21 protein-coding genes and 1 riboswitch are annotated in these 22,562 nt (G+C 68.2%); of the genes, 14 read left to right on the plus strand and 7 right to left on the minus strand.

From position 1 onward, the window contains the following. Positions 1–213 precede the first annotated feature (213 nt). Positions 214–1,056, plus strand: a complete 843-nt coding sequence (locus L8K25_RS07545) for a flagellin (protein ID WP_242138274.1) — start codon at positions 214–216, stop codon at positions 1,054–1,056. A gap of 245 nt (positions 1,057–1,301) precedes the next feature. Here the strand turns inward: L8K25_RS07545 and L8K25_RS07550 are convergent, their stop codons facing one another. Together L8K25_RS07550 and L8K25_RS07555 are read right to left on the minus strand one after the other, a co-directional pair. Beyond that, positions 1,302–2,096, minus strand: coding sequence for a glutaminyl-peptide cyclotransferase (locus L8K25_RS07550; protein WP_242138275.1), 795 nt, complete (start codon positions 2,094–2,096; stop codon positions 1,302–1,304). Then, on the minus strand, positions 2,093–2,656 hold the full coding sequence (locus tag L8K25_RS07555) for a helix-turn-helix transcriptional regulator (RefSeq protein WP_242138276.1): 564 nt from the start codon (positions 2,654–2,656) through the stop codon (positions 2,093–2,095). The genes L8K25_RS07550 and L8K25_RS07555 overlap by 4 nt, the downstream gene beginning before the upstream one ends. A gap of 97 nt (positions 2,657–2,753) precedes the next feature. Here L8K25_RS07555 and L8K25_RS07560 point away from each other — a divergent pair, with 97 nt between their 5' ends. Continuing rightward, positions 2,754–3,230, plus strand: coding sequence for a DUF6456 domain-containing protein (locus tag L8K25_RS07560; protein WP_242138277.1), 477 nt, complete (start codon positions 2,754–2,756; stop codon positions 3,228–3,230). A gap of 21 nt (positions 3,231–3,251) precedes the next feature. Here the strand turns inward: L8K25_RS07560 and glpK are convergent, their stop codons facing one another. Beyond that, entirely contained in the window at positions 3,252–4,739 is a 1,488-nt protein-coding gene (glpK, locus tag L8K25_RS07565) for a glycerol kinase GlpK (protein ID WP_242138278.1), read from the minus strand. A 28-nt stretch (positions 4,740–4,767) separates the two neighbouring features. Next, on the minus strand, positions 4,768–5,577 hold the full coding sequence (locus tag L8K25_RS07570) for an MIP/aquaporin family protein (RefSeq protein WP_242138279.1): 810 nt from the start codon (positions 5,575–5,577) through the stop codon (positions 4,768–4,770). A gap of 117 nt (positions 5,578–5,694) precedes the next feature. Here L8K25_RS07570 and L8K25_RS07575 point away from each other — a divergent pair, with 117 nt between their 5' ends. The 11 genes from L8K25_RS07575 to L8K25_RS07625 all read left to right on the plus strand — a co-directional run bounded on the left by L8K25_RS07575 (position 5,695) and on the right by L8K25_RS07625 (position 18,819). After that, the gene (locus tag L8K25_RS07575) at positions 5,695–6,057 is read left to right on the plus strand and encodes a hypothetical protein (protein ID WP_242138280.1); all 363 of its coding nucleotides are present in this window, start codon (positions 5,695–5,697) and stop codon (positions 6,055–6,057) included. 146 nt (positions 6,058–6,203) lie between these two features. Continuing rightward, positions 6,204–6,313, plus strand: a riboswitch (TPP riboswitch). Between the two features lie 149 nt (positions 6,314–6,462). Then, positions 6,463–8,691, plus strand: coding sequence for a TonB-dependent receptor (locus L8K25_RS07580; protein WP_242138735.1), 2,229 nt, complete (start codon positions 6,463–6,465; stop codon positions 8,689–8,691). 4 nt (positions 8,692–8,695) lie between these two features. Beyond that, a complete protein-coding gene (locus L8K25_RS07585) occupies positions 8,696–9,838 on the plus strand; it encodes a phosphotransferase (protein ID WP_242138281.1) in 1,143 nt (380 codons plus the stop codon). Further along, complete coding sequence (pnuC, locus tag L8K25_RS07590) at positions 9,838–10,443, plus strand: nicotinamide riboside transporter PnuC (RefSeq protein ID WP_242138282.1); 606 nt, start codon at positions 9,838–9,840, stop codon at positions 10,441–10,443. Before L8K25_RS07585 ends, pnuC begins: the two co-directional genes overlap by 1 nt. A gap of 385 nt (positions 10,444–10,828) precedes the next feature. Beyond that, positions 10,829–11,440: a sugar transferase gene (locus tag L8K25_RS07595; RefSeq protein ID WP_242138283.1), complete on the plus strand. Its 612-nt coding sequence runs from the start codon at positions 10,829–10,831 to the stop codon at positions 11,438–11,440. Between the two features lie 34 nt (positions 11,441–11,474). Beyond that, positions 11,475–12,629 carry a glycosyltransferase family 4 protein gene (locus L8K25_RS07600; RefSeq protein ID WP_242138284.1) on the plus strand — a complete coding sequence of 385 codons (1,155 nt, stop codon included), beginning with the start codon at positions 11,475–11,477 and terminating at the stop codon, positions 12,627–12,629. After that, positions 12,626–13,762, plus strand: a complete 1,137-nt coding sequence (locus L8K25_RS07605) for a glycosyltransferase (protein ID WP_242138285.1) — start codon at positions 12,626–12,628, stop codon at positions 13,760–13,762. The genes L8K25_RS07600 and L8K25_RS07605 overlap by 4 nt, the downstream gene beginning before the upstream one ends. Beyond that, positions 13,759–14,733, plus strand: coding sequence for a glycosyltransferase family 2 protein (locus L8K25_RS07610; protein ID WP_242138286.1), 975 nt, complete (start codon positions 13,759–13,761; stop codon positions 14,731–14,733). The genes L8K25_RS07605 and L8K25_RS07610 overlap by 4 nt, the downstream gene beginning before the upstream one ends. Next, a complete protein-coding gene (locus L8K25_RS07615) occupies positions 14,730–15,341 on the plus strand; it encodes a polysaccharide biosynthesis/export family protein (RefSeq protein ID WP_242138287.1) in 612 nt (203 codons plus the stop codon). The genes L8K25_RS07610 and L8K25_RS07615 overlap by 4 nt, the downstream gene beginning before the upstream one ends. 5 nt (positions 15,342–15,346) lie before the next feature. Further along, complete coding sequence (locus L8K25_RS07620) at positions 15,347–16,651, plus strand: outer membrane beta-barrel protein (protein WP_242138288.1); 1,305 nt, start codon at positions 15,347–15,349, stop codon at positions 16,649–16,651. Positions 16,652–16,656: 5 nt separating this feature from the next. Further along, positions 16,657–18,819: a polysaccharide biosynthesis tyrosine autokinase gene (locus L8K25_RS07625; protein ID WP_242138289.1), complete on the plus strand. Its 2,163-nt coding sequence runs from the start codon at positions 16,657–16,659 to the stop codon at positions 18,817–18,819. 13 nt (positions 18,820–18,832) lie between these two features. Here the strand turns inward: L8K25_RS07625 and L8K25_RS07630 are convergent, their stop codons facing one another. Further along, complete coding sequence (locus L8K25_RS07630) at positions 18,833–19,774, minus strand: glycosyl hydrolase (protein ID WP_242138290.1); 942 nt, start codon at positions 19,772–19,774, stop codon at positions 18,833–18,835. A gap of 188 nt (positions 19,775–19,962) precedes the next feature. Here L8K25_RS07630 and L8K25_RS07635 point away from each other — a divergent pair, with 188 nt between their 5' ends. Then, complete coding sequence (locus L8K25_RS07635) at positions 19,963–21,219, plus strand: hypothetical protein (protein WP_242138291.1); 1,257 nt, start codon at positions 19,963–19,965, stop codon at positions 21,217–21,219. Here the strand turns inward: L8K25_RS07635 and L8K25_RS07640 are convergent. Both L8K25_RS07640 and L8K25_RS07645 read right to left on the minus strand, forming a co-directional pair. Next, positions 21,206–21,436 (minus strand): hypothetical protein, encoded by a 231-nt coding sequence (locus tag L8K25_RS07640; protein ID WP_242138292.1) that lies wholly within the window; start codon positions 21,434–21,436, stop codon positions 21,206–21,208. The genes L8K25_RS07635 and L8K25_RS07640 overlap by 14 nt on opposite strands. Before the next feature lie 142 nt (positions 21,437–21,578). Then, positions 21,579–22,562, minus strand: coding sequence for a glycosyltransferase family A protein (locus L8K25_RS07645; protein ID WP_347341141.1), 984 nt, complete (start codon positions 22,560–22,562; stop codon positions 21,579–21,581).

Here is a 22,562-nt window from a genome sequence, read left to right on the forward strand (position 1 = left end):
GAATGCGGCCTGCGTAGTAAATTCCGCGTTAAACCGGTCGCCAAACCGGCAATATTTTTCCGCTTTGCCGCCCGATAGTTGGCGGCACCGACACAAATGCGAAAAAGTGCGCCGCAGCGCTTAAAGCCGCGACGGAATGGTCGTTACCATCTCTGGCGGCTCGGCTCTCCGATAGGGGGCGGCGGGATTGCCGGACCTATTTGGAGACCATCAATGACCGTCATCGGAACCAACGTCGCCTCGCTCAAGTCGAGCAACGCATCGAACGCCGCCAACACCGCGCTGCAGACCAGCATCGAGCGCCTGTCGACCGGCAAGCGCATCAACTCGGCCAAGGACGACGCCGCCGGTCTGGCGATCGCCACCTCGCTCGGCGCCCAGATCAAGGGCCAGAACCAGGCGATCCGCAACGCCAACGACGGCATCGCGCTCGCGCAGACCGCCGACGGCGCGCTCGGCGAAGCGACCAACATCGTGCAGCGTATCCGCGAACTCGCGGTCCAGTCGGCGTCGGGTACGTATCAGCAGAGCGATCGCGACAACCTGCAGACCGAAGTCGGCGAACTGCAGAAGCAGCTCACCAACCTGACCGCGACCAAGTTCAACGGCGTTGCTCTGTTCGGCACCACTGATACCAAGATCGCGATCCAGACCGGGTCGTCCTCGGCCGACCAGACCACCCTCACGATCAAGGGGCTCAACCTTGCAGCGGTAGAAGCCGTCGACATCTCGACGGTCGGCACGGCGGGCACGGGCTCGCCGCCAACGGGTGGCACCGGCGCGCTGGGTGCGTTGGACGACCTGGACACCGCGCTCAACGCGGTCAACACGACCCGCGCGTCGATCGGTGCCGGTGAAAGCCGCCTGAGCTCGGTCGTCAACACGCTGACCTCGAGCGTGTCGAACCTGACCGACGCGAAGAGCCGGATCGAAGACGTCGACTTCTCGACCGAGACGACCAGCCTCGCCAAGGCGCAGATCCTCAGCCAGGCATCGACCGCGATGCTCGCGCAGGCGAACCAGTCGCAGCAGGGCGTGCTGAAGCTGCTCGGCTAAACCGACCGGTCCCGTCGCCCGCCCCCCTATCCAGGGCGGCGGGGCCGACCGGGCCATCCCGCGCGCATTCCATTTTGGACAGCACCGCGCGCGGGGCGGTCTCGAACAACCCCGGTGGTCGCGCGCGCGATCGCCGGGGTTTTTTGCGTGCACGGCCGGGCGCCTGCCGCTCCTGGCACTTCACCCGTCGAGGCCCTTCCCCGGCCTTCGCCGGGAAAGCGCCTCCAGGGAGCAACGCCGGATCCTCAGCGCGGGCGCTTGATCTCGAACAGCGTTGGCCAGTTCTTGCCGGTCACGTACAGCCGGTGCGCGACGCGGTCGTAGGCAATGCCGTTCGGCACCGAATCCCGGTCCGTCAGCGCGACCCTGGCGACCAGCGGCGACACGTCGATCACCCCGACGACCCGGCCGTTGGCCGGGTCGATCCGCGCAATGTAGGGCGTCATCCAGATATTGGCGTAGATCTGGCCGTCGACATATTCGACCTCGTTGAGCTGGTCCACCGGCCGGCCATTGGCGGTGACCGTCAATCGCCGCACGACTTTCTGCGTGACCGGGTCGAGGAAGCGCAGCACGGGCGTCCCGTCCGACAGGATCAGGTTGCGCCCGTCGTCGGTCATCGCCCAGCCTTCGCCGGTATAGGTGAACCCGCCGGTCCGCTTGAGGCCCGGCAAGCTCCACTTGTATCCTTGCCCGCCATGCCAGGTGACGCTGAGCAGCTGGTTCCGCCAGGCGACGATCCCCTCGCCGAACACCTGCGGCGCGAGCCGGACGCTGGCGAGAACGCGACCGGTCTTGAGATCGACGCGACGGATGTCGGACTGCCCCTCCCGCCCGGTGCTTTCATACAGGGTGCCGCGGTCGATCAGCAGGCCTTCGGTAAAGGCGCGCGGATCATGCGGATAGGTGGCGACGATCTCCGCCCGGGTCACCGGCAGCGGGGAAGCCGCCGACGCGGCGACCGGTGCGGGCGTGCCGGCGTCGGCCACCGGCGCCGGGGGCAGCGCCAGCGCTGCAGCTAGAAGAAGCGATGCGATCATAAGGGACGAACCAATCGAACAGCGGTTGCGATCCATGGCGGATCGGTGACGATCTGCTGCCGCGCGCCAGCGCCGAGCGGCAACAGGTGGAGTTTGCTTTCCTCGCGCCCGATCAATCGGCCGAACAGATAGCGGCCGGCGGGGCGGGGCACCAGCACGTCCCGGTTGAGCGCGCGGGCAAAACCTTCGGGCGGCAAGCGTTCGCACCAGATCTCGTCACCGGCGCGATAGTCGCCGATCCCCGCGACCACCCGGATCGCGATATGATCGGACGATGCGACCGGCGGTGCGATCGTCGCGGGCTGTCTGGGCGCCTGAACGCCGTTTGCATCCAGCACGGCCGCAACCGGGATGTCGGGACGATCGGGCAACCGAACGAGATCCGCGGCGCGCACCCCCAGCGCATCCGCGATCCGGTTGAGCCAGCCGACCGACACGGTCCGCGTCCCCGTTTCGAGCCGCCCGATCGTCTGCGCGGTGGTCGGCGGCACGCACGCGCGCGCGACGTCGTCGAGCGTCATGCCCTTTGCCCGGCGGACTTCCCGGATCGCGGTGATCATGACCGGTCCTTGTTGTGAGCAAACCAAATCGGTTTCTTACTGTCCTACATCCGTGCCTTCGTGGCAATCCCCCGACGACTCGAACGGGAGACGAAAGATGCGCGAACTGGTGGAACGGAAGGTCGACGCGCGGGGGGTGACGGAATCCGCGGGGCTGGAACGGGGGCGGGGCCGGGGCCGCAGCGTCACCGTCAATCTCGCCGAATCGCCGCTTGGCTGGTTGCGCGCGCGGGGGCTGGTCGATGCCCGCCAGTTCGAGGCGGGGGAGCGTCTGCGGGCCGATTACGAACGCGCCGCCCTGGCACCCTCGGTCACGATGCGCTGGACCGAACGGGTGGATGGCGGCGGCGGCGACACGCTCGACCCGACGCTCACGCAGATCGCGGCGAAAGCCCGGTTCGACGCCGCCCTCCACGGCGCGGGGCGGGGATTGGGCGACGTCTTGTGGCGGATGGTGTGCGCCGGGGAAGGGCTGCCCGACATCGAACGGACGCTCGGCTGGCCGCAACGCAGCGGCCGGATCGTATTGACGCTCGCGCTCGACCGGTTGGCGGATCATTATGGTCTGGCGTGAGCGTCCGGCCTTGGAGTGGCGCTAGGCGTTCTGGCGGGAGCCGGTGCGGCCGAGCGCTTCCTGCCACCCCCCCATCAGCGCGGCGCGCTGATCGCTGCCCATCGTCGCGCTGAAGATCCGTTCTTCCTTCCAGGCGGCGGCAATGTCGTCCGGGCCGTTCCAGATCCCGACCGCCATCCCGGCCAGAAACGCCGCGCCGGCGGCAGTCGTCTCGATGTTCGCGGGACGGACGACGTCGGTGTCGAGCACGTCGGCGAGGAACTGGCAGAACCAGTCGTTCGCGGCCATCCCGCCATCGACGCGGATCTGCCGGGCATCGCGGGCGCCGTCGGCGACCATCGCGTTCATCAGGTCGGCGGTCTGATAGGCAACCGATTCGAGCGCCGCGCGCGCAATGTGCGATCCGGTGGCCGCGAAGGTCAGCCCGGTGATGCTCGCGCGCGCGTTCGGATCCCAATGCGGCGCGCCCAGCCCGACGAAGGCCGGCACCATATAGACGCCGTCATTGCCTTCGAGCTTGGTCGCCATGTCGTTGGTATCGGCCGCGCGGTTGATCAGGCCCAGCCCGTCGCGCAGCCATTTCACCGCCGCCCCGGCGACGAAGATCGATCCTTCCAGCGCGTAGGTAATCTTCCCGTCCAGCTGGTAGGCGATGGTGGTGAGCATGCCGTTCTTGCTGACCACCGCCTCCTTGCCGGTGTTGAGCAGCACGAAGCAACCGGTGCCATAGGTCGACTTGGCGTCCCCCCGCTGGAAACATGCCTGGCCGACGACCGCGGCCTGCTGGTCGCCCGCCATCCCCCCGATCGGGACGCTGTGGCCGAGCAGGTCGGGCGTCGTCTCACCGAAGATCGTGCTGTTGTCCTTCACCTCCGGCAGCAGGCTTTCGGGAATATCGAGCATTTTCAGCAGTTCGGCGTCCCAAGCGCCTTTGTGGATGTCGAACAGCAGGGTACGTGAGGCGTTGCTCGCGTCGGTCGCATGTACCTTGCCGCCGGTCAGCCGCCACAGCAGGAAGCTGTCGATCGTCCCGAAGGCGAGTTCGCCGCGTTCCGCGCGCGCGCGGACGCCGTCGACCTCGTCGAGGATCCACTTGAGCTTGGTGCCCGAGAAATACGGATCGAGGATCAGCCCCGTCCGCGCACGGACCAGTTCCTCATGGCCATCGGCCTTCAACTGCGCGCAGAGCGCGGCGGTGCGGCGGTCCTGCCAGACGATCGCATTGAAGACCGGCTTGCCGGTCGCGCGATCCCATACCACCACCGTCTCGCGCTGGTTGGTGATGCCGATCGCGGCGACCTTGCCGCCGTCGGCGGCGGCGGCTTCCTTCAGCGTATCGACGGTGTCGCGCCAGATATCCTCGGGATCATGCTCGACCCAGCCGGGCTGCGGATAATGCTGCGCGAATTCGCGCCGCACCGTCTGGCGCGGAACGCCATCGGTGCCGAAGGTCATGCTGCGGGTGGAAGTCGTGCCCTGGTCGATCGCCAGGATGATGGTGTCGCTCACGCGTCGCTCTCCATGTCTGTTGTCGGGTTTATTGCGGGCCGGCGAGCGGCTTGTCGCGCGGCAGGAACGGCCGGATCAGCAGATGCTGCGTCCCCCCGCCGATCACCGCGCCGATGAACGGCCCCGCGATCGGCACCCACCAGTAATTGTCGACGCCGGGGAAGGCGGATGTGTCCCACCCCATCAGCCACGCGAACACGCGGGGACCAAGATCGCGCGCCGGGTTGATCGCCCACGCCTCGAGATACCCCATCGACGCGCCGATCAGCGCGACGAGCAGCCCGATCACGATCGCGCCGAAATTGGCCTGGGGTGCCATGGTGTTGAATTCGTCGGTGATCGCGAAGATCCCGAACACCAGGATGGCGGTCAGGATGATCTCGTCGATGAAGCCCTTCATCGTCGTGACCGCAAGCCCGGGCGCGGTGAAGAACACGCCGCCCGCGCCGCCGCCGGCGCGCGTCAGGTGCTGCGTCGCGTTGAAATGGTCGATGACGTTGTAATAGAGCGCATAGACGATGGCGGCGCCCAGGAACGCGCCGACCAGCTGCGCGCACCAATAGGGCACGACCTTCTTCCACGGGAAACCGCGATAGAGCGCCAGCGCGAGCGTGACCCCCGGGTTGGCGTGCGTCCCCGACACCGCGCCGGTAACATAGATCGACAGCGACACCGCCATGCCCCAGGTCATGCACACGCCCCAATAGGCGGTCTTGTACGGGCTGGGGTCGTACAGCGTGTACATGCCGGCGACCGACAGGCCGAAAGTCATCACGATGCAGATCGCGACCGCTTCGGAGATCAATTCGCCGAGAAAGGCTTTGCGCTGTGGTTCCATGCGGCGAGCTTACCGCTGATCGCGTCGCACTAGCAAACGGTATGCCCGTTCCTCACCGCTGGCGCACGCTTCGAGCCGCCGTATAAACGCCTGGTGGCAACAGGATTGGACGTACAGTTGGCAAAAGCGGTTTCGAAGGCATGGGATGGCGCGACGGTTCGCAAATGGCTCGACAGCCGCGTGGTCGCCGCACGGTCCGAGCAGGTGTCGGCCGAGCGGGGCGGTCGCGATCGACAGGACGATTGCGACAAGGCGGCGGCGGAGGAAATGGTCTGCGCGCTGCTCAAGGCCAAGAGCGCCACCCCGACCCAGGCCGAGGTGCTCGACGCATTGGCCGCGCTGTTGGACCGCGCGGAGTTCGTCTGGGCCGGTGTCTATAACGATACCCGCTTCGATCGGCACGTCCGTGCCTTCGCCAAGAAGGTGGTCAGGATGGCGAAGGCCTCGGACGGTTTTGAAAACGTCGCGCATTATCAATGATGCGCGTGCCGGGAGGGGGTTGCGACCCCGGCGGTCGTCCGCGCGTGGCGCCCGTGCTCGCCCCGCATGCGAGCGGCCGCCGAGCGCCGGAGCGACGGCTCCCTGGCTGAATACCCCTTTCCACGCCCGATCTTACCGCCTAAGTCGCGGCTTCCCCGGGGGGCCGCTGATGTGCGGCTGAGAGGTGGGCAGCAGCCCACGACCCGCTGAACCTGATCCGGCTAACACCGGCGTAGGGAGGGTTGGCGGCAGGTCCCGTTGTCCCCCCATGAGGAGTGACGACGGACGATGGCGTATCTGTTCCCCCGGCTTGCACACGACCCGTCCCGCTCTCCCCTGCTCGGCCATCGGGGCGCACTGCGCCTGGTGGTACTGGTATCGACGGCGCTGCTCGCCACTCCGGCGATGGCGGCACCCCCCGTGGCCGACAAGGACGGTCCGAGCGACATCGTCGTGACCGGGCGCCCCGATCCCGAGGGCCTGCTGCCCGACCAGAGCGTTCCAAAGCAGCAAAGCGCGCTGTCCGCCGATTTCATCGCCAAGCAGGCACCCACGCAAAACGCGTTCCAGCTGGTCAGCCTGCTGCCCGGCGCGAACGTCGCGTCGAGCGATCCGTATGGCCTGTCGACCAGTTCGAGCCTCACGCTGCGCGGGCTCGGGCAGGACGAGATCGGCGTGCTGATGGAGGGCGCGCCACAGAATGACATCGGCTATTATTATGCCTATCCCGCGCAATTCGCCGATGCCGAAAACCTCAAGCAGATCACGCTCGCGCAAGGGGCGGTCGATCTCGAATCGCCGACTCTGGGCGGGGCCGGGGGGCTGCTGTCGCTGGCGCTCGACGACCCCACGACGCACCCGCGGGCGCAAGTCGATCTGTCGCTCGGCACCTATGCGGCGCGGCGCGGGTTCGTCCGGCTGGATACGGGCCGGATCGGGACGACCGGGTTGCGCGCGTTCCTGTCCTATTCGAACACGCGCGCCGACAATTGGCGCGGGGCGGGGTTCGACACGCGGCAGCACGTCGATGCCAAGCTGCTCGACGAATGGGGCAACGGCAATCGCGCGAGCCTGGCCGTGTCGTTCAACGACGCCAATTCGTCGACCTATCCGAGCCCGACCCTGGCCGAATGGAAGGCCGACGGGCGCGGCTTCAATTATGACCGCGACTATACCGCCGGCGACACCAATTACTGGCGATTGTACCGCGCGCCGTTCCGCAACGTGTATCTCGCGGCACCCGTGCATCTGGTGCTCGGCGACGGACTGGCGTTCGACAGCACCACGTACCTCCAGTTCGGCTACGGCAACTCGCCCTATGGCACGCAGCTGGCCACGACCGGCAATTTCCTCGGGACCGAAGCGCTCGCCGATCCGATCGCGCTTCCGGGCGCGGTCGACGGGGAAGCGACGGTGCTCGGCAATTTCACCGGGAAGCAGTTTCGCGGCGGTACCGTCGCCAAGCTGACGGCGGACGTGGGCAGGCATCGGCTCACCGCCGGCCTGTGGTTCGATTATGGCACCGACCGCGTGCTGCAGACATACACCGCGATCGACGCCGCCGGGAATCCGGTCGACCGCTGGGGCTATCGCGACAAGGCGATCCGCACCGCCGATGGCCGGCTGCTCGCCTATGAGAACGAGCGGACCGTGACCGTGACCAAGGGCTTTTTCGTCGCCGACACGCTCACGCTCACGCCACGGCTGACGGTGGACGTCGGGTTCAAGGGCGTCGACGTCCTGCGCAACGGACGCAACGATCTGCCGGGACCGCAGTCGGACGTGCGCTTCGACAGTTTCGCCGCGCTGCCGCGGGCCGCGGTGCATTATCAGCTCGACCGGCGGCAGCAGCTGTTCGCGAACGTCACCACCAACTTTCGCGCGCCGAACGAATATACGCTGTACAATGTGTACGACGGCGGCGCGCTGACGACGCAGGGCACGACCGCGCTCAGGAACGAATATTCGGTATCCGAGGAGCTCGGCTATCGCTTCATCGGCACCACCCTTTCGGCAACGGTCACGGCGTTCCACTATCGGTTCCGCAACCGGCAGCTGGCAACGGTGATCGATCGCGGCGGGGCGCAGATCAATTCGACGCTCAACGCGGGACGGCAGACGTCCTACGGCATCGACGCGGAGATCGATTATCGGCCTGCGGCCGGGGTCAGCGTCTATCTTTCGGGCGAATATCTCCACGCGCGCCTCGACGACGACCTGCCGATCGGCGACGATGTCCTGCCGACCCGCGGCAAGCAGGCAGTATCGAGCCCGACGTTCCAGCTCGGCGGCGGCGGGACCTATGACGACGGCCGCTTCTTTGGCAGCACCGCGGTGAAATATGTCGGGCGGCAATATGCCAGCTTCATGAACGACGAGCGCATCGCGGGGTATGCCACGCTGGACCTGTCGGTCGGCGTGCATCTCGCGCGCTGGCTCGACGGCAAGCGCACCGACGTGCGGGTCAATGCGATCAACGTGACCGATCCGCACGTCCTGTCCGGGGTGCAGGCGGTCAGCACCAACGCGCGCGACACGATCGGCCGCAACGGTACCCTCATCGCGGGCAGTCCCCCGGCCTATTACGTCGGCAGCGGGCGTGCGGTCATCGCGACCGTGTCGCGGGTGTTCTGAGCGAATGGCATCGTCCGCCCCGCATCAGGTCCATGGCATGGGCACCGCCATGGAGGCGCCGACCTGGCCCGCGATCACCCCGGAAGAAGCGGCGCTTGCGCTCGCCCGCTTCCCGTCGGCCGGGACGATGATCGCGCTCGACTGGCATTCGCCGCGGCCCTTTTCGGCAGCGACGCTGCTGCGCACCACGGCGGGTGCGTTCTTCCTGAAGCGCCACCACCATCGGTTGCGTTCGATCGCCGGGCTGGCCGAGGAACATCGCTTCATCGCGCATCTGGCGCGCGCGGGGTTGCCGGTGCCGGAAGTGATGCAGACCGCCACCGGCGGCGGTGCGACCGCGCTGGGCGAATGGCGGTACGAACTGCACCGCCGGGCGTCCGGGGTGGATCTGTATCGCGACCGCCTGTCCTGGACGCCCTTCCTGTCGCCCGCGCATGCGCACGCCGCCGGCGCCGGCCTCGCGCGGCTGCACGGGGCGGCCGAGGGCTTCGACGCCCCCGCGCGGCGGCCGCAACCACTGGTGGCGAGCTTTACCATCCTGCCCGCCGCCGATCCGCTGGCGGCGACGGAGGCCTATGTCGCGGCGCGTCCGGCCCTTGCGGCATTTCTGGCGGGGCGCGCATGGCAGCGTCAGCTCGCGCCGGTGTTCGCGCGCCTGGCCGGGGGGCTGCCGGCGCGGCTGCGCGACCAGCCGTCGCTGTGGACGCATAACGACTGGCATCCCTCCAATTTGTTGTGGGCGCGCGACGGGACGGTTGCGACCACCTTCGACTTCGGTCTCGCCGATCGGACCTGCGCGCTCTACGATATCGCGATCGCGATCGAACGGAGCGCGGTCCAGTGGCTCGACCTGGGGCAAGGCGCCGACGATGCGATCGCAAGCGCGGACGCGGCGCGCGCCGTGCTGGCCGGTTACGCCACGGTGCGACCGCTCGATCGGGTGGATCGCGAAACGATCGTTCGCCTGTTGCCGCTCGTCCATCTCGAGTTCGCGCTGTCCGAAATCGAGTATTTCAGCGGCGTGCTGGCCAATCGCGATCATGCGATGCTGGCGTGGGACGGATATCTGCTGGGCCATGCGGAATGGTTCCTGTCGCCGCCCGGACGGGATTTCCTGCGCCGGATCGACGGGAGCGATCTCCGCTGATGTCGCTGCTCGAGATCGCCGCCGTGCTGGTCAGTTTCGTCGCGATCTGGCTGACCGCCGCGCGCCGGATGCTGTGCTGGCCGCTCAATCTCCTGGCCTGCGCGCTGTATTTCAAGCTGTTCCTGGATGTCCGGCTCTATGCGGACATGGTGTTGCAGGCGCTGTTCGGGATTGCGATCGGCTATGGCTGGATCGCCTGGGCCGCGGGCAAGGACGCTGCCGGCGCGGTGATCGTCCGGCCGCTCTCGCCCCTGGCGGCAGCGGCGGGGCTGGCGATGGGCGCGGTGGGTGGCATCGGGATCGGCTGGATCACCAGCCGCTATACCGATGCGGCGCTCCCCTGGATGGACGCGGCGCTCAGCAGCTTCAGCCTGGTCGCGCAATATTGGACCGCGCGGCGCCACAGCGCGAGCTGGCTGCTGTGGATCGTAGTGGATGTCCTCTACGTCGGAATGTTCGTCTTCAAGGGGCTCCTGCCGACCGCGGGGCTCTACGCCGCGATGGTCGGTCTCGCCGTGCTGGGGTTCATCCGCTGGCGCAGCGCGCAACGCACATCCGGTGCCGAATCGCGTGCGGAACCCGCGCGCGGCGATTCGCACGCCTGATCGCCACGAAAGGGTTGCCGATCGCGCCGGGAATATGCCCAGCATCCGCGCGGATGCGCGCGAAACGATCATGTCGCGGCCAGAGTCGCGGCAGGCGCGGCCAACAAATGCACAATAAAACGCACCAGCCAAGCTCGCACCGAATGCCAGGATTTCCGCCGCTTTTCGACGGTGCAATGCGACGAACAGTCCAAAGGGCAGGGCAGTCGGCGTAAACTATGCTTTGCAAGTAAATGATTTGTCTGCGATATTGCGTTGCAGCAAACACACAGTATTAAAAGGCGCAGCCATGGCTTTTTATGGCGACGTGCGTGCCCGATTTAGGGCGCGTTCACGATCGGACGACCTGCGTTTGCGGACCGGAAAATTCGGTCTCAGGCCGGGTATGGACCGCAATCTTTCCCGGTTGCTCGACGTGATTTTGTCGGCGGCGGCCTTTGCCATCCTGCTGCCCGTAATCGCCTTGATTTGCATAGCGATCACGATCCAGGACGGGGGATCTCCCGTGTTCGTCCACCGCCGCATCGGGCGTGGCGGCCGGATGTTCCCGTGCCTCAAGCTGCGCACCATGGTGCGCGACTCGGAGAGCCGCCTGCGCCGGCACCTCGAGGGGAATTCCGCCGCGCGCGCGGAATGGGCGCTCGACCAGAAGCTGCGCAACGATCCGCGGATCACGCCGCTCGGGCAGTTCCTGCGCAAGTCGAGCCTGGATGAACTGCCGCAGCTGCTCAACGTCGTCTGCGGGCACATGAGCCTGGTCGGCCCGCGGCCGATCGTCCCGGCGGAGGCCGCGCGCTACGGGCGCTACATGCAATTCTACTGCAACGTGCGGCCCGGCATCACCGGGCTGTGGCAGGTCAGCGGGCGCAACGACGTCAGCTACCGGCGGCGCGTCGCGATGGACACGGTCTACAGCCGCACCCGCTGGGTCGGCGGGGACATCCTGATCATGCTGCGGACCGTTCCGGCGGTCATTGCCAGCAAGGGTTCGTTCTGAAGCCCCGATCTCCTTTTCTTGTCAGGATGGTATCATGACCCCTCGGGTTAAGGGGCAGGCCGCGCCGTCGGTCCTGCTGGTCGATCCCTCGCTGTTCACCGCGCCCTATGACGCCGCGCTGTCCGCCGGGCTGACGGCGAGCGGCGTCCAGCCCAGCTGGGCGACCCGGGGGCTCCGCGTTCAGGAGGAGGATCTGCTGGGCGCGACGCCGACGCTGCCGTTCTTCTACCCGCGCACCGATGGACCCAATCGGCGCGTCGGCGCGGGCTGGCGCGTGGTGAAGGGTCTCGAGCATGTCGCGGGGCTGCGGCGGCTGACGCGCGAGGCGGGCCGGTTCGACGTCGTCCATTTCCAATGGGCCGCGGTTCCCATGCTCGATGTGCGCGCGGTGCGCCGGATCCGGCGCGAGCGTCCGGTGGTGCTGACCGTCCACGATATCCAGCCGTTCAACGGCCGCGCGGTCAGTGCCGCGCAAAGCCGCGGCTATGATGCGACGCTCGCGGCGTTCGACCGGCTGATCGTCCATACCGAACAAGGCCGGGCCGCGTTGCTCGCGCGCGGGCTGGCGGCGGCGCGGATCCATGTCGTCCCGCATGGCATCCTCCCGCTGCGCGCCGCCGCGCCGGAAGCGCGCGCCGACGACGGCCGCTGGCGTGTCGTGCTGTTCGGACGGTTGCAGGCGTATAAGGGCGTCGACGTGCTGGTCGAGGCGCTGGGCCTGATCGACACGAGGACACGCGCGCGGCTCGAGGTGATCGTCGCGGGCGAAGCGCAGCTGCCGGTCGAGCCGCTGCTGGCGCGCGCGCGCATGCTCAACCTGGGCGCGAGCTTCACCGTGCGCGAAGGGCGGCTTTCGGAGGATGCGATGGCCGCGCTGCTGCGCAGTGCCGATGCCTTCGTCTTTCCGTATCGCACGATCGACGCGAGCGGGGTGCTGCATCTCGTCGCCGACCTCGACCGCTGGCTGATCGCGAGCGACCTCGGCGCGTTCCGCACGATGATCGGCGACGCCCCGGGCGCGGGCGAGCTCGTCCCGCCGACCGATGCGAAGGCGCTGGCCGCCGCGCTCGTCCGGTCGATCGGGCAACGGCCGCAGGCCCCGCTCGCGACCGGGCTGCCCGACTGGGCGCAGATCGGCGCGATGACACGGGCGGTCTATGAATCCGCGCTCGCGGAGCGTCGACCATGAGCCGCACGCTGCTGATCCTGCAGGACAGCCCGGATTTCGGCGGGCATGAGGCGATGTTCCTGCGCTTCCTGCCCAACCTCGTCGAAAACGGCGGGTTCACGCGGATCGTCCTGCGGCACCCCACCGCCAACACGACGCTCGCCGAACGGTTGCGGCCGTTTCATTCGGACCGGTTCGACGCGACGCCGTGGCGCTTCGCCAAGCGCCGCGCCGAACCGTATCTGGCGGGCTTCCGGCATCGGTACGCGCAGGGCGTCCGCGCGCTGTTCGCCGAGCTGCGCCCCGCGGCGACCCTGCTGCTGCAGGGGCGGGTCGAGAATTGCGCGGTCCCGCTGCTCGCCGCGCCGCGCGACAGTTTCCTCGTCAGCTACGTCCCGATGGCGCACCGCATGGCGGAACTCGGGCGTCGCGCGGTCCCGGGCGACTGGGTCCGTCAACGGCTGTACCGTCGCCCCGATCGCTTCATCGTGCCTGGCCCGGCGGTCGTCGCGCAGGTCCGCGCGGCAGGCGGTCGCGCGCCGATCGTGGTTGCGGACAATGTCGTCGCGCCGCCGCCCGCGCCGGCGCGCGCCCAGTCGCGCGCCGCGCTCGGCATTGCCGAGACAGCGCGGGTCGCGCTGTTCCTCGGGCGGCTCGACGTCCGGCAGAAGGGACTCGATACGCTCGCCAAGGCGATCCGCCGGGATGCGGCGCGGCTGGCGGGCTGGACCTTCCTGTTCGTCGGTTCGGGCGAGGGCGAGGCGAGTCTCGCGCGCCTGCGCAACGATCTGGCCGGGCAGGTCGACATCCGCTGTTCGCGCTGGACCGACAGCCCGCATGCAATGCTCGCCGCCGCCGATCTGTTGCTGATGCCGTCGCGGTGGGAAGGTGTCCCGCTCGTGATGCTCGAGGCGATGACCTACGGCATCCCGATCCTCGCCTCGCAGATCGACGTGTTCGAGGATTACCTCCCTGCCGCGAACCGCGCGGATTTCGCCACCGTCGAGCTTGCCGGCGCGATGACGCAGGTGCTGTCGCCCGCCGTCGCGGACGCCTATCGCGCGCGCGCCGGTGCGCGGCTCGCACAGACCGACCTCCAGCGCTCGAGCGCCCGCTTCGCCGATGCGCTCCGCCCGGGAAGGGTCGTCGCATGACCGCCACCGTCATCATCCCGACGCTCAACGAGATCGCGCACATCGGTCCATTGCTCACCAAGCTGCTGGGGGAGCCCGCCGGGGTCGTCGGCGAGATCCTCGTGGCGGATGGCGGCAGCCGTGACGGCACGCGCGAGGTCGTGTCGGGCTTCGCACGGCGCTGGAGCCGGGTGCGGCTAATCGACAATCCCGAGCGGATCCAGGCGGCGGGCGTCAATCGCGCGGTGGCGGCGGCGGATACGCGGTTCGAGACGATCGTGCGGATCGATGCGCATGCGCTCTACCCGGCCGACTATGTCGCGCAACTGTTGCCTTCGCTCGCGGCGAGCGGCGCGGATTCGGTCGTCGTGCGGCTGACGACCCGTGGGCATGGCGGGTTCCAGAGCGCGGTCGCGATCGCGCAGAACAGCCGCATCGGGACGGGCGGCTCGACGCATCGCATGGGTGGCGCGTCGGCGTGGGTCGACCATGGCCATCACGCCGCCTTCCGGCGGACGATGTTCGAAGCTGCAGGCGGCTATGACACCAGTTTCGAGGCGAACGAGGATGCCGAACTCGACGCGCGGCTGCGCGCGCTGGGCGGGCGGATCTGGCTCGATACGACGATACCGGTGATCTATTATCCGCGCGCGACGCTGGGTGGGCTCGCAAAACAGTATTTCCGCTATGGCTCGGGTCGCGCACGCACCAGCATCAAGCATGGCGAGCGGTTGCGGCTGCGGCAGCTGCTGCCGCCTGCGGTCACGCTGGCGGTCGGTTTCAGCCTGGTCGGGGCGGTGCTGGTGCCGGCGCTGCTGATCGTGCCCGCGATCTATGCGCTCGCGCTGGGCGCGGCGGCGACGGTGTTCGCGGTCAAGGAACGCGCGCTGGTCGCGCTGCTCGCCGCGCCCGCGCTGGCAACGATGCACATCGCCTGGGGGGCCGGATTCCTGTGGCGCAAGGCGCTCCAGACCAAGGTAGGAAACCTATGATCGGCACAACGACGCGACGTGGACCCGGGCGTATCCCGCCGAAGCGCCCAAGCCGCGCGCTGGTCGCCGGGCTCGGCGCCCTGCTGGCGCTGTCGGGATGCGCGGCGGACATTGCCCGCTCGGATCCCGGCGCGGCGCCGGCGGTGGCTTATGTCTACCGGCTCGCGCCCGACGATCGCGTGCGCATCAACGTCTATAACGAGGCGGGGGTCAGCGGCGAATTCGCGGTCAACAGCGAAGGCAACGTCTCGATCCCGCTGGTCGGCATGATCCGGGCGCAGGGGCAGACGATCGGCGAATTCTCCGACAGCCTGACCAAAACGCTCCAGACCCGCTATTACAAGACCGCGCACGTCGCGGTCGACCTGATCGCCGCGCGCCCGATCTATGTGCTCGGCGAGGTCAACAAGGCCGGGCAGTTCCCGTATCAGGCCGGCATGACGGTGCTCGGCGCGGTGGCGACGGCGGGGGGCTTCTCCTATCGCGCCAACCAGAAGATCGTGATGATCCGCCATAATGGCGAGGCCGCGGAACAGCGCGCGCCGCTGACGGCCGAGCTGAGCGTCCAGCCGGGCGACACCGTCCGGATCCGGGAGCGGAACTTCTAGCGCCGGTGTCGCAGCGCGCGCCCCGATGGTTCCGCCACCTCGCCCGCGTCGGTCTGCAGGGCAGTGCGCTGCTGTGTCCGCAGCTGGCGCGGGCCCAGGAGACGCCATTGCTGCCCGAGGAAAAGCCGCAGATCGACAAGCGCTACACTGCGGTGCTCGAGCGCGTGCAGCCGGGGTATGTCCCGCCGGACATTCCACTCGGCAGCTTCCGGATGGCGCCGTCGATCGCGCTGACGACCGCCTATGACGACAATATCTTCGGCACGCAGGCGGACCCGGTCGCCGACGCCTCGCTCCACCTCCAGCCGCAGGTGCAGCTGCAATCGCAATGGTCGCGCAACAGCCTGAGCCTCGACGCGCAGGGCACGATCGACCGATATCTCGCGCGCCACAGCGAGGACATCGCGGATTATTCGGTCACCGCGCGCAGCGTGGTCGAGCTCGACCATGCGACCACGCTGACGACCGCGGTGCGCGCAGAAAGCGACCACCAGTCGCGTTTGTCGCAGGACATCTTCTCGCAGACGCTGCGGCCGATCTATTATACGCAGCAGTCCGGTGCCGCGGTGCTCAGCCGCGACTTCGGCAAGTTGCGCTTGTCCACGACCGCGCGGGTCGCGCGGTTCGACTTTCGCGATGGCCGGCTCGTCGACGGGACGCTGTCCGACCAGCAGCCGAGCGACAACATGAGCTACCGCGCCGGCGTCCGCGCATCCTATGCGCAGACGCCCTCGATCGCCTGGTTCACCAGCGCGAGCTACAACGTCCGCCGTTTCCGCACGGGCAACCTGCAGACGCCCAAGCGCGATTCGCAGGGTTTCGAACTGCTCGCCGGGGTCACCTTCGAACCCGCCGCGCTGATCCGCGGGAGCATCGGCATCGGTTATATCCAGCAGCGGTTCCGCCTGCCGTTTTACACCAACATCGGCGGGGTCGGGTTCAACGCCAGCGTCCAGGTCTTCCCGACGCAGCTGACCACGGTCACGCTGCGCGGTAACCGGTCGGTGCTCGATTCGGGGATCCCCGGCTCGGGCGGGTATCTGTCGACGCGCGGCAGCGTCCAGGTCGATCACGAATGGCTGCGGCAGCTCATCCTGTCGGCATCGCTCAGCTACGAAAACAATCGCTTCAACAATCTGGCGCGGGTCGACGACCGCATCGGCGCGCAGGCCAGCGCGACCTACCGGATGAACCGCTTCGCATCGCTCAAGCTCGGCTACGCCCGGCTCGACCAATCCTCCAACGGCACGGACCGATATCGCGCGTTCAAGGACGACCGCGTGACGATCGGCCTGACGCTGACAAGGTGACCGCCATGGACGACCTCCGCCTCCCCCCGACGCCCGCAGAGTCGTCGCAGCGCGGCCGGATCGGTGCCGCGATCGGCGATCCGATGGACGGCATTCGCCGCGGCGTCGCCGTGTTGCGGCACCGCAAATGGTTCGCGATCATCATGTTCCTGGGCGTGCTGATGCTGGTGCTGGCATACGGGCTGACCCGCACCAAGCTGTACACCGCGACCGCGAGCATGGTCGTCAACTCGCGCGAACTGAACGTGTCGGAAAAGGACAAGGAAGTCCTCCCCGGCCTGTCGACCGCGGACAATGCGGTCGACACCGAGGTCGAGATTTTGCGGTCGCCGGCGGTCGCGCTCGGCACCGTCCGCGCGCTCAACCTGGTCGACAATCCGTCGTTCGCCCCCAGCCTCGGCAAGGCGGTCGGTTCCGACAGGGAAACCGCCGCCACCGCCATGCTGCTCGGGGCGATCAAGATCATGCGCCCGGGCACCTCGAGCGTCGTCTCGATCGCCTATACCGCGCCCGATCCGATGCTCGCCAAGGCGGTCGCGGACCAGATCGGGCACCAGTATCTCGCGGTCAAGGAAGGGTCGCGCCGCGCGGCGGTCGAACAGGTCGCGCGCGGGCTCGGCTCCGAACTCGATACGCTGCGCGTCCAGCTCGAGGCGGCGGACACCGCGGTCGCGCAATATCGCGCGCAACACGCGCTGTTCGACAGCCAGGGCGCGACCTTCACCCAGCAGGAACTCTCGCTCTACAAGCAGCAGCAGGCGGTCGCGCAAGCCGCGCTGGCCGATGCGCAGGCCAAGCTCAGCACCGCGCGCGGCCAGTCCCGCAAGGGCGGCGCGGGCGGGGTCGGCGCGGTGCTGCAGTCGCCGGTCGTCCAGCAGCTGCGCAACCAGCGCGCGCTGGCGGCGGCGAGCTATGCCGACCTGCAAAGCCGGTATCAGCCCGACCATCCCGACCTGATCCGCAGCCGCGATCAACTCGCCGCGCTGGACAAGGCGATCGGCGCCGAGACCGCGCGCCAGCTCGCCAGCCTCACCGCCAATGCGCAGATCGCGCGCGACCAGGTCGCCAATGCCGCCGGGATCGTCGCGCAGACCACCGGTACGCTCGCGAGCGACAACAACGCGTCGGTCCAGCTCGCGCAGCTGCAGCGCAAGGCGGACGGCTTCCGCGCGACCTATCAGGCGCTGCTCGCGCGCAAGACGCTGATCAGCAGCCAGGCGCTGGTGGCGGACGAGGATGCGCGGATCTTCTCGCCCGCCGCGTTGCCGCTACGGGCGACCTCGCCCAACAAGCCGCTGATCGTGCTGATCGCGCTCGCGCTGGCGGGGATCGTGGCGGGCGCCTCGGTCTGGGTGGTCGAGGCGTTCGACCGCAAGCTGGTGTCCTCGGCCGATATCGAGCGCAAGCTCGGGCTGCCGCATATCGCCAACGTGCCCGAGATCGCGTCGATCCTGCGCGCCGGCGACCAGGCGGTGTCCCCGGTCGATTATCCGGTCGCGCATCCCATGTCGCTCTATGCCGAGCAATTGCGCGCGATCCGGCTGGCGCTGGTGCGCAAGGGGCGCAGCGGGATGACGAGCGTCGGCATCACCTCGGCCCGCCCCAATGAGGGCAAGACCACGCTCGCGATCTCGCTGGCGCGGGTCGCCGCGATGGCGGGGAGCCGGGTGCTGCTGGTCGACGCGGATATCCGCCGCGCCTCGGTCTCGCGGATGCTCGGGCTCCCGCGACATGCCGGGCTGGTGCAGGTCCTGCGCGGGACGGTGCGGCTCGAGGATGCTTTGATCCACGATGCGGCCAGCGGCATGCAGGTGCTGCCGGCGGGCGACATGGCCGGCAATGGCCAGGATCTGTTCGGCGCGGGCCACATCGATGCGCTGCTGGCCCAAGCCGAGACGCGGTTCGATCTGGTGATGTTCGATGCGGCGCCGGCGCTCGCCGTCGCGGATGCGCGGCTGCTGCTCCGCCAGGTCGACGAGGTGCTGATGGTGCTGCGCTGGAACGATACGCCGCGGCACACCGCGGCGGCGACGCTGAAGCGGTTGCGTGCGCTCGACATCGAACCGCTCGGCGTGGTCGCGACCCGGGTCGACATGCGCGCCTTGGCCGCCTTCGGCCACGGCGATGTCGATCGCAACCACGCCGATTACGGCGCTTATTATGCCTGAGGCGACCGGACGGTCAGCGCGCGAACTCGGTCTTGTACGCGGCCAATGCCTGCGGGAACTTGCCCGCCGACATGGTCGAATCATAGTCGGACGCGGTGAAATCCCAATAGCTCTGGTACGCCACGCGGTGGGTACGCATCCAGGCGGCCATGTTGTGGATGAACAGCGGGTCGTCGCCCCAGCCGTGGCCGTCGGGGCGGGTGCCCGTGCCCCATTCGGGCACGACGATCGCCTTGCCGTGCGCGGCGGCGAAGGTCGCGACCCAGTCGAGCCCGTAATTCGCGCTGAGATAGCCCTGCCAGCGCACCGCCGGGTCGGTATCCTGCGCGCGCCAGCTCTGGTTGTAGAAGTCGATGCCGATCAGGTCGACCACGTCGTCGCCCGGCCACAGCGCCTGCGGCGCGGCCGTCCCGCTGCCGAGCGACGGGTTCCACACGATCCGGAAGCGCTGCCCCGGCACCGCCCGAAGCACGCCGACGACATGGCGGAACGCGCCGACGAACGACACCGTGTCCTTGTTGCCGGACCACGGATACCAGTCGCCGTTAAACTCCCAGCCGAGCCGGATGATCGCATTCGGCTGGCCCTTGGCGACGAGCAGCGCGCCGATCTTCTGGAACTCCGCGTCATGTTCGCCCGCGGCGGCGGCGCTGAGCGTGCCGCCCTTGACGATCAGCGGCAACCCGACCGCGAGCCGGTAGGGCTGGCCCTGCCAGCAGCCGAGCGCCCATTGCGCGCCGCTCTGCATCTGCGCCCAGCTTTCGGACGAGAAGAAATCGCTGACGCCGTCGAGCTTGTGCCCGATCACGCCTTCGTAGCGCGGCAACCGGCCCTTGCCGTCGCAACCGGCGCCCTTGTAGACGAATTCGTGCGGGTTGGCACTGGCGGGTGTGGCGGCGAGGGGAATGGCAGCCAGCGCGGTAGCAGCAAGCGCAATCATAGCGGTCCGGACCATAAGGCGACACTCCAGCCCGGCCGGATTGGGGAAGCAAAGCACCGGCCGGCCGGGCGGCGGCGGTGGCAATCGATCCTCGGAGGGGCTTCGTGGCGAGCCGCCGTCCGGCGTAGGGCTGTGGTCGGACAAAGCAAGCCGCTGCACTGCACAATGACATATGTATGCGACCAAGCGAGCCGGAACGCCGCATGACCACGGCCCAAGCCCTTCGACCCGCTGACTTTTCAGCAGCGTTATCGGCGCAATCCGACCGCGACAGCCGGCTGTTCGTGCACGGTACGCTGATCGCGTGCCTGATCCTGCAACGCTTCGGGACGACCGCGGCGGGGGGCGCGCTGTTCATCAGCCTGCCGCTGTTTGCCGCGCTGCTCGGCTGGGCGGTGCTCCGCGGGATCGGCACGCTGCGCGCGCGCGGCGTGGCGCTCTACGCCGCCTTCGCCGCGTGGACGCTGTTGTCCACGCTCGTCGCGCTGACCGTGCCGGACGGTCGCTTCGGCGTCAGCGTGACGTCGCTGCTCGCGGTCCTGCTGACCTATGGCTTCACCATCATCGGGCCGACCCTGCGGTTCGACCGGGCGACCGTGTTCCGGCTGTTCCTGGCCTATACCCGCGTCATCGCCGCGGCCGGGATCGTCCAGTTCGTCGTCCAGTTCGTCGGGATCCGGATCTTCTCGTTCATGGTCACGGTGCCCGCGCTCAAGCCGGTGCTGGTCGAGCGCGAATTCAATTTCAACCCGATCCTCCATTATGGCTCGACGATCGTGCGCTCGAACGGCTTCTTCCTGCTCGAGCCGAGCATGTTCTCGCAGGTGCTCGTGATCGCGATGGTGATCGACTATTTCATCCTCGGCCGCGTCAAATACCTGCCGCTGTATCTGGTCGCCTATCTGCTGTCCTTCTCGGGCACCGGCGCGCTGACGCTGGCGCTGGCCATCCCCTTTTATGCGTGCCTGTCGGCGCGCAATTTCGGACGGGTCGCCGGGTTCGTCGTCGCGGGCGCGGTGGCGCTGATTCTCGGCGCCTTCGCCTTTCCCGAGCAGGTCGGGTCGTTGCTCAGCCGCACCAACGAACTCAATTATTCCGGATCGAGCGGCTATGCGCGCTTCATCGGGCCGTTCCTGCCGATCGCGGAGCTGAGCCACGAGGCGCGCATCATGGTCGGCTGGGGGCCGGGCGCGACCGAACGCTATCTCTATCATGTCGAGGGGACGGGCAATTCGATCGCCAAGCTGATCCTCGACTATGGCATCGTCGGGATCGCGGCGTTCCTCGCGCTGTTGGTGGGAACGCTGTGGCGGCGCGAGACCGCGATCCTGACGGTCGTGGCGCTCACCACCTTCGTGGTCGGCGGGGGCTATCTGTTGTTCACGCCGATGCTGGTGCTGCTGTTCCTGCTGTGCATCTGGGGCGGACCGGCGGCGGACGACGCGGTCAGAGCAGCTTGATGATCACCACCCACAGCACGATCCCGACGACCCCGGCCAGCGTCCAGGCGGTGAACGAGATCTGGCGCCCGGCCGGGACTGCGGGCGGGGGCAGGTTGGTCGTGCGTCTGGTCTCCGGAGCGGACGTGAAATCGGCCGCGCGGTGCAGCGGTTCGCGGTGCGTCGGGTCGGGATTCATCGGCTCGGGGTCGTTTCGGGTCGCTTCGTCGCCGTTCATCCCTGCCTCTCCGGTTGGCCGTTTCGTGTCTCGAACGGCTCTGTTAGTGCGACAGTGTTGCGAATTCCTGTGCTTCGACCGCGCCGCGTGCTGCTATGCTGCCTGCATAGCGGGCGGCGCACGGTTTGGCTTGCGGAATCCGCTAGGCCGGGCGGTCGGCGGCAACGTCGCGGTCGCGGAAGCGCAGTCGCGAGACCAGCGCCAGCCGCATGTGCCGCTGCAAGCTCGCCGCGACCAGCAGCGCGGCGCGTTTCGCCGAGGGTTCGAGCCGGATCGCCCCCAGCATCAACCGGCGCGCCGGGCGGAAGCGGCGCATCGTGAAGTTCACCCGGCCGCATTCCCACATGTGGCTGGCACGCATCTGCCGGCTCAGGTGCCGCCATGCCGCCTCCGAGAAGCGCGCGCGGATCGCCGCGTTGCCGAGCACCGCGTCGAGCGAGGGTTGGTGGTTGGCCCAATCGACCGAAAGCCCGCCCGAAGCGCTGCCCGGCCGGACGCGCAGCGAGAACACCTCCGGTTCGGTGCCGATGAACGCAAACGTCCCCTCGGCGGCGAGCCGGCACCAGAATTCCCAGTCCTCGCTCAGTCGCAGCGCGGTATCGAACCCACCGAGCCGTTGCGCAACCGCGGTGCGAAGCAGGACGTGGCCGCCATTGGCGAGAAAATTGCCGCGCAGCATTGCCGCCAGCACGTCGCCATCGGGATAGCGGTGCAGCGCGAGCGGTTTCTGTCCCGGGTAGGGCGCACCGCTCGGCAGGATCTTGAGAAAGGTGCCGAACGCCGCGACCGCTTCGGGGTGCGCATCGAGCCCGGCGGCGAGCCGCGCCAAGGCGGTCGGGTTGAGCACGTCGTCGCCGTCGAGGAACATCGTGAACCGACCGCGCGCCAGCGACAGTCCGTGGTTGCGCGCGACCGAGACTCCGGCATTCTTTTGCTGCACGAGCGAAATGCGCGGGTCGTCCAGCGTCGCGATCTCGGCGGCGGTCGCGTCGGTCGAACCGTCGTCGACGACAATCGCCTGCCAGTCGTTCCGCGACTGGGCCATGACGGACGACAGACAGGGCAAGATGAGCCCGGCGACGTTGTAAGCCGGTATAATTACCGTAATCTCGGGGTCCGACATCAT

It is taken from the genome of Sphingomonas sp. TREG-RG-20F-R18-01, assembly GCF_022662475.1.
Taxonomy (GTDB): Bacteria; Pseudomonadota; Alphaproteobacteria; order Sphingomonadales; family Sphingomonadaceae; genus Sphingomonas.

Excerpts from the sequence above, each read along its gene's own strand:
- L8K25_RS07630 (WP_242138290.1), bottom strand. The coding sequence starts at position 19,774 with ATGGTCCGGACCGCTATGATTGCGCTTGCTGCTACCGCGCTGGCTGCC.
- L8K25_RS07605 (WP_242138285.1), top strand. The coding sequence starts at position 12,626 with ATGAGCCGCACGCTGCTGATCCTGCAGGACAGCCCGGATTTCGGCGGG.
- L8K25_RS07625 (WP_242138289.1), top strand. The coding sequence starts at position 16,657 with ATGGACGACCTCCGCCTCCCCCCGACGCCCGCAGAGTCGTCGCAGCGC.
- L8K25_RS07615 (WP_242138287.1), top strand. The coding sequence starts at position 14,730 with ATGATCGGCACAACGACGCGACGTGGACCCGGGCGTATCCCGCCGAAG.
- L8K25_RS07595 (WP_242138283.1), top strand. The coding sequence starts at position 10,829 with ATGGACCGCAATCTTTCCCGGTTGCTCGACGTGATTTTGTCGGCGGCG.
- L8K25_RS07635 (WP_242138291.1), top strand. The coding sequence starts at position 19,963 with ATGACCACGGCCCAAGCCCTTCGACCCGCTGACTTTTCAGCAGCGTTA.
- L8K25_RS07550 (WP_242138275.1), bottom strand. The coding sequence starts at position 2,096 with ATGATCGCATCGCTTCTTCTAGCTGCAGCGCTGGCGCTGCCCCCGGCG.
- L8K25_RS07640 (WP_242138292.1), bottom strand. The coding sequence starts at position 21,436 with ATGAACGGCGACGAAGCGACCCGAAACGACCCCGAGCCGATGAATCCC.
- L8K25_RS07560 (WP_242138277.1), top strand. The coding sequence starts at position 2,754 with ATGCGCGAACTGGTGGAACGGAAGGTCGACGCGCGGGGGGTGACGGAA.
- L8K25_RS07545 (WP_242138274.1), top strand. The coding sequence starts at position 214 with ATGACCGTCATCGGAACCAACGTCGCCTCGCTCAAGTCGAGCAACGCA.
- L8K25_RS07610 (WP_242138286.1), top strand. The coding sequence starts at position 13,759 with ATGACCGCCACCGTCATCATCCCGACGCTCAACGAGATCGCGCACATC.
- L8K25_RS07555 (WP_242138276.1), bottom strand. The coding sequence starts at position 2,656 with ATGATCACCGCGATCCGGGAAGTCCGCCGGGCAAAGGGCATGACGCTC.
- L8K25_RS07645 (WP_347341141.1), bottom strand. The coding sequence starts at position 22,562 with ATGATGTCGGACCCCGAGATTACGGTAATTATACCGGCTTACAACGTC.
- L8K25_RS07580 (WP_242138735.1), top strand. The coding sequence starts at position 6,463 with ATGGCGGCACCCCCCGTGGCCGACAAGGACGGTCCGAGCGACATCGTC.
- L8K25_RS07600 (WP_242138284.1), top strand. The coding sequence starts at position 11,475 with ATGACCCCTCGGGTTAAGGGGCAGGCCGCGCCGTCGGTCCTGCTGGTC.
- L8K25_RS07585 (WP_242138281.1), top strand. The coding sequence starts at position 8,696 with ATGGCATCGTCCGCCCCGCATCAGGTCCATGGCATGGGCACCGCCATG.
- L8K25_RS07570 (WP_242138279.1), bottom strand. The coding sequence starts at position 5,577 with ATGGAACCACAGCGCAAAGCCTTTCTCGGCGAATTGATCTCCGAAGCG.
- pnuC (WP_242138282.1), top strand. The coding sequence starts at position 9,838 with ATGTCGCTGCTCGAGATCGCCGCCGTGCTGGTCAGTTTCGTCGCGATC.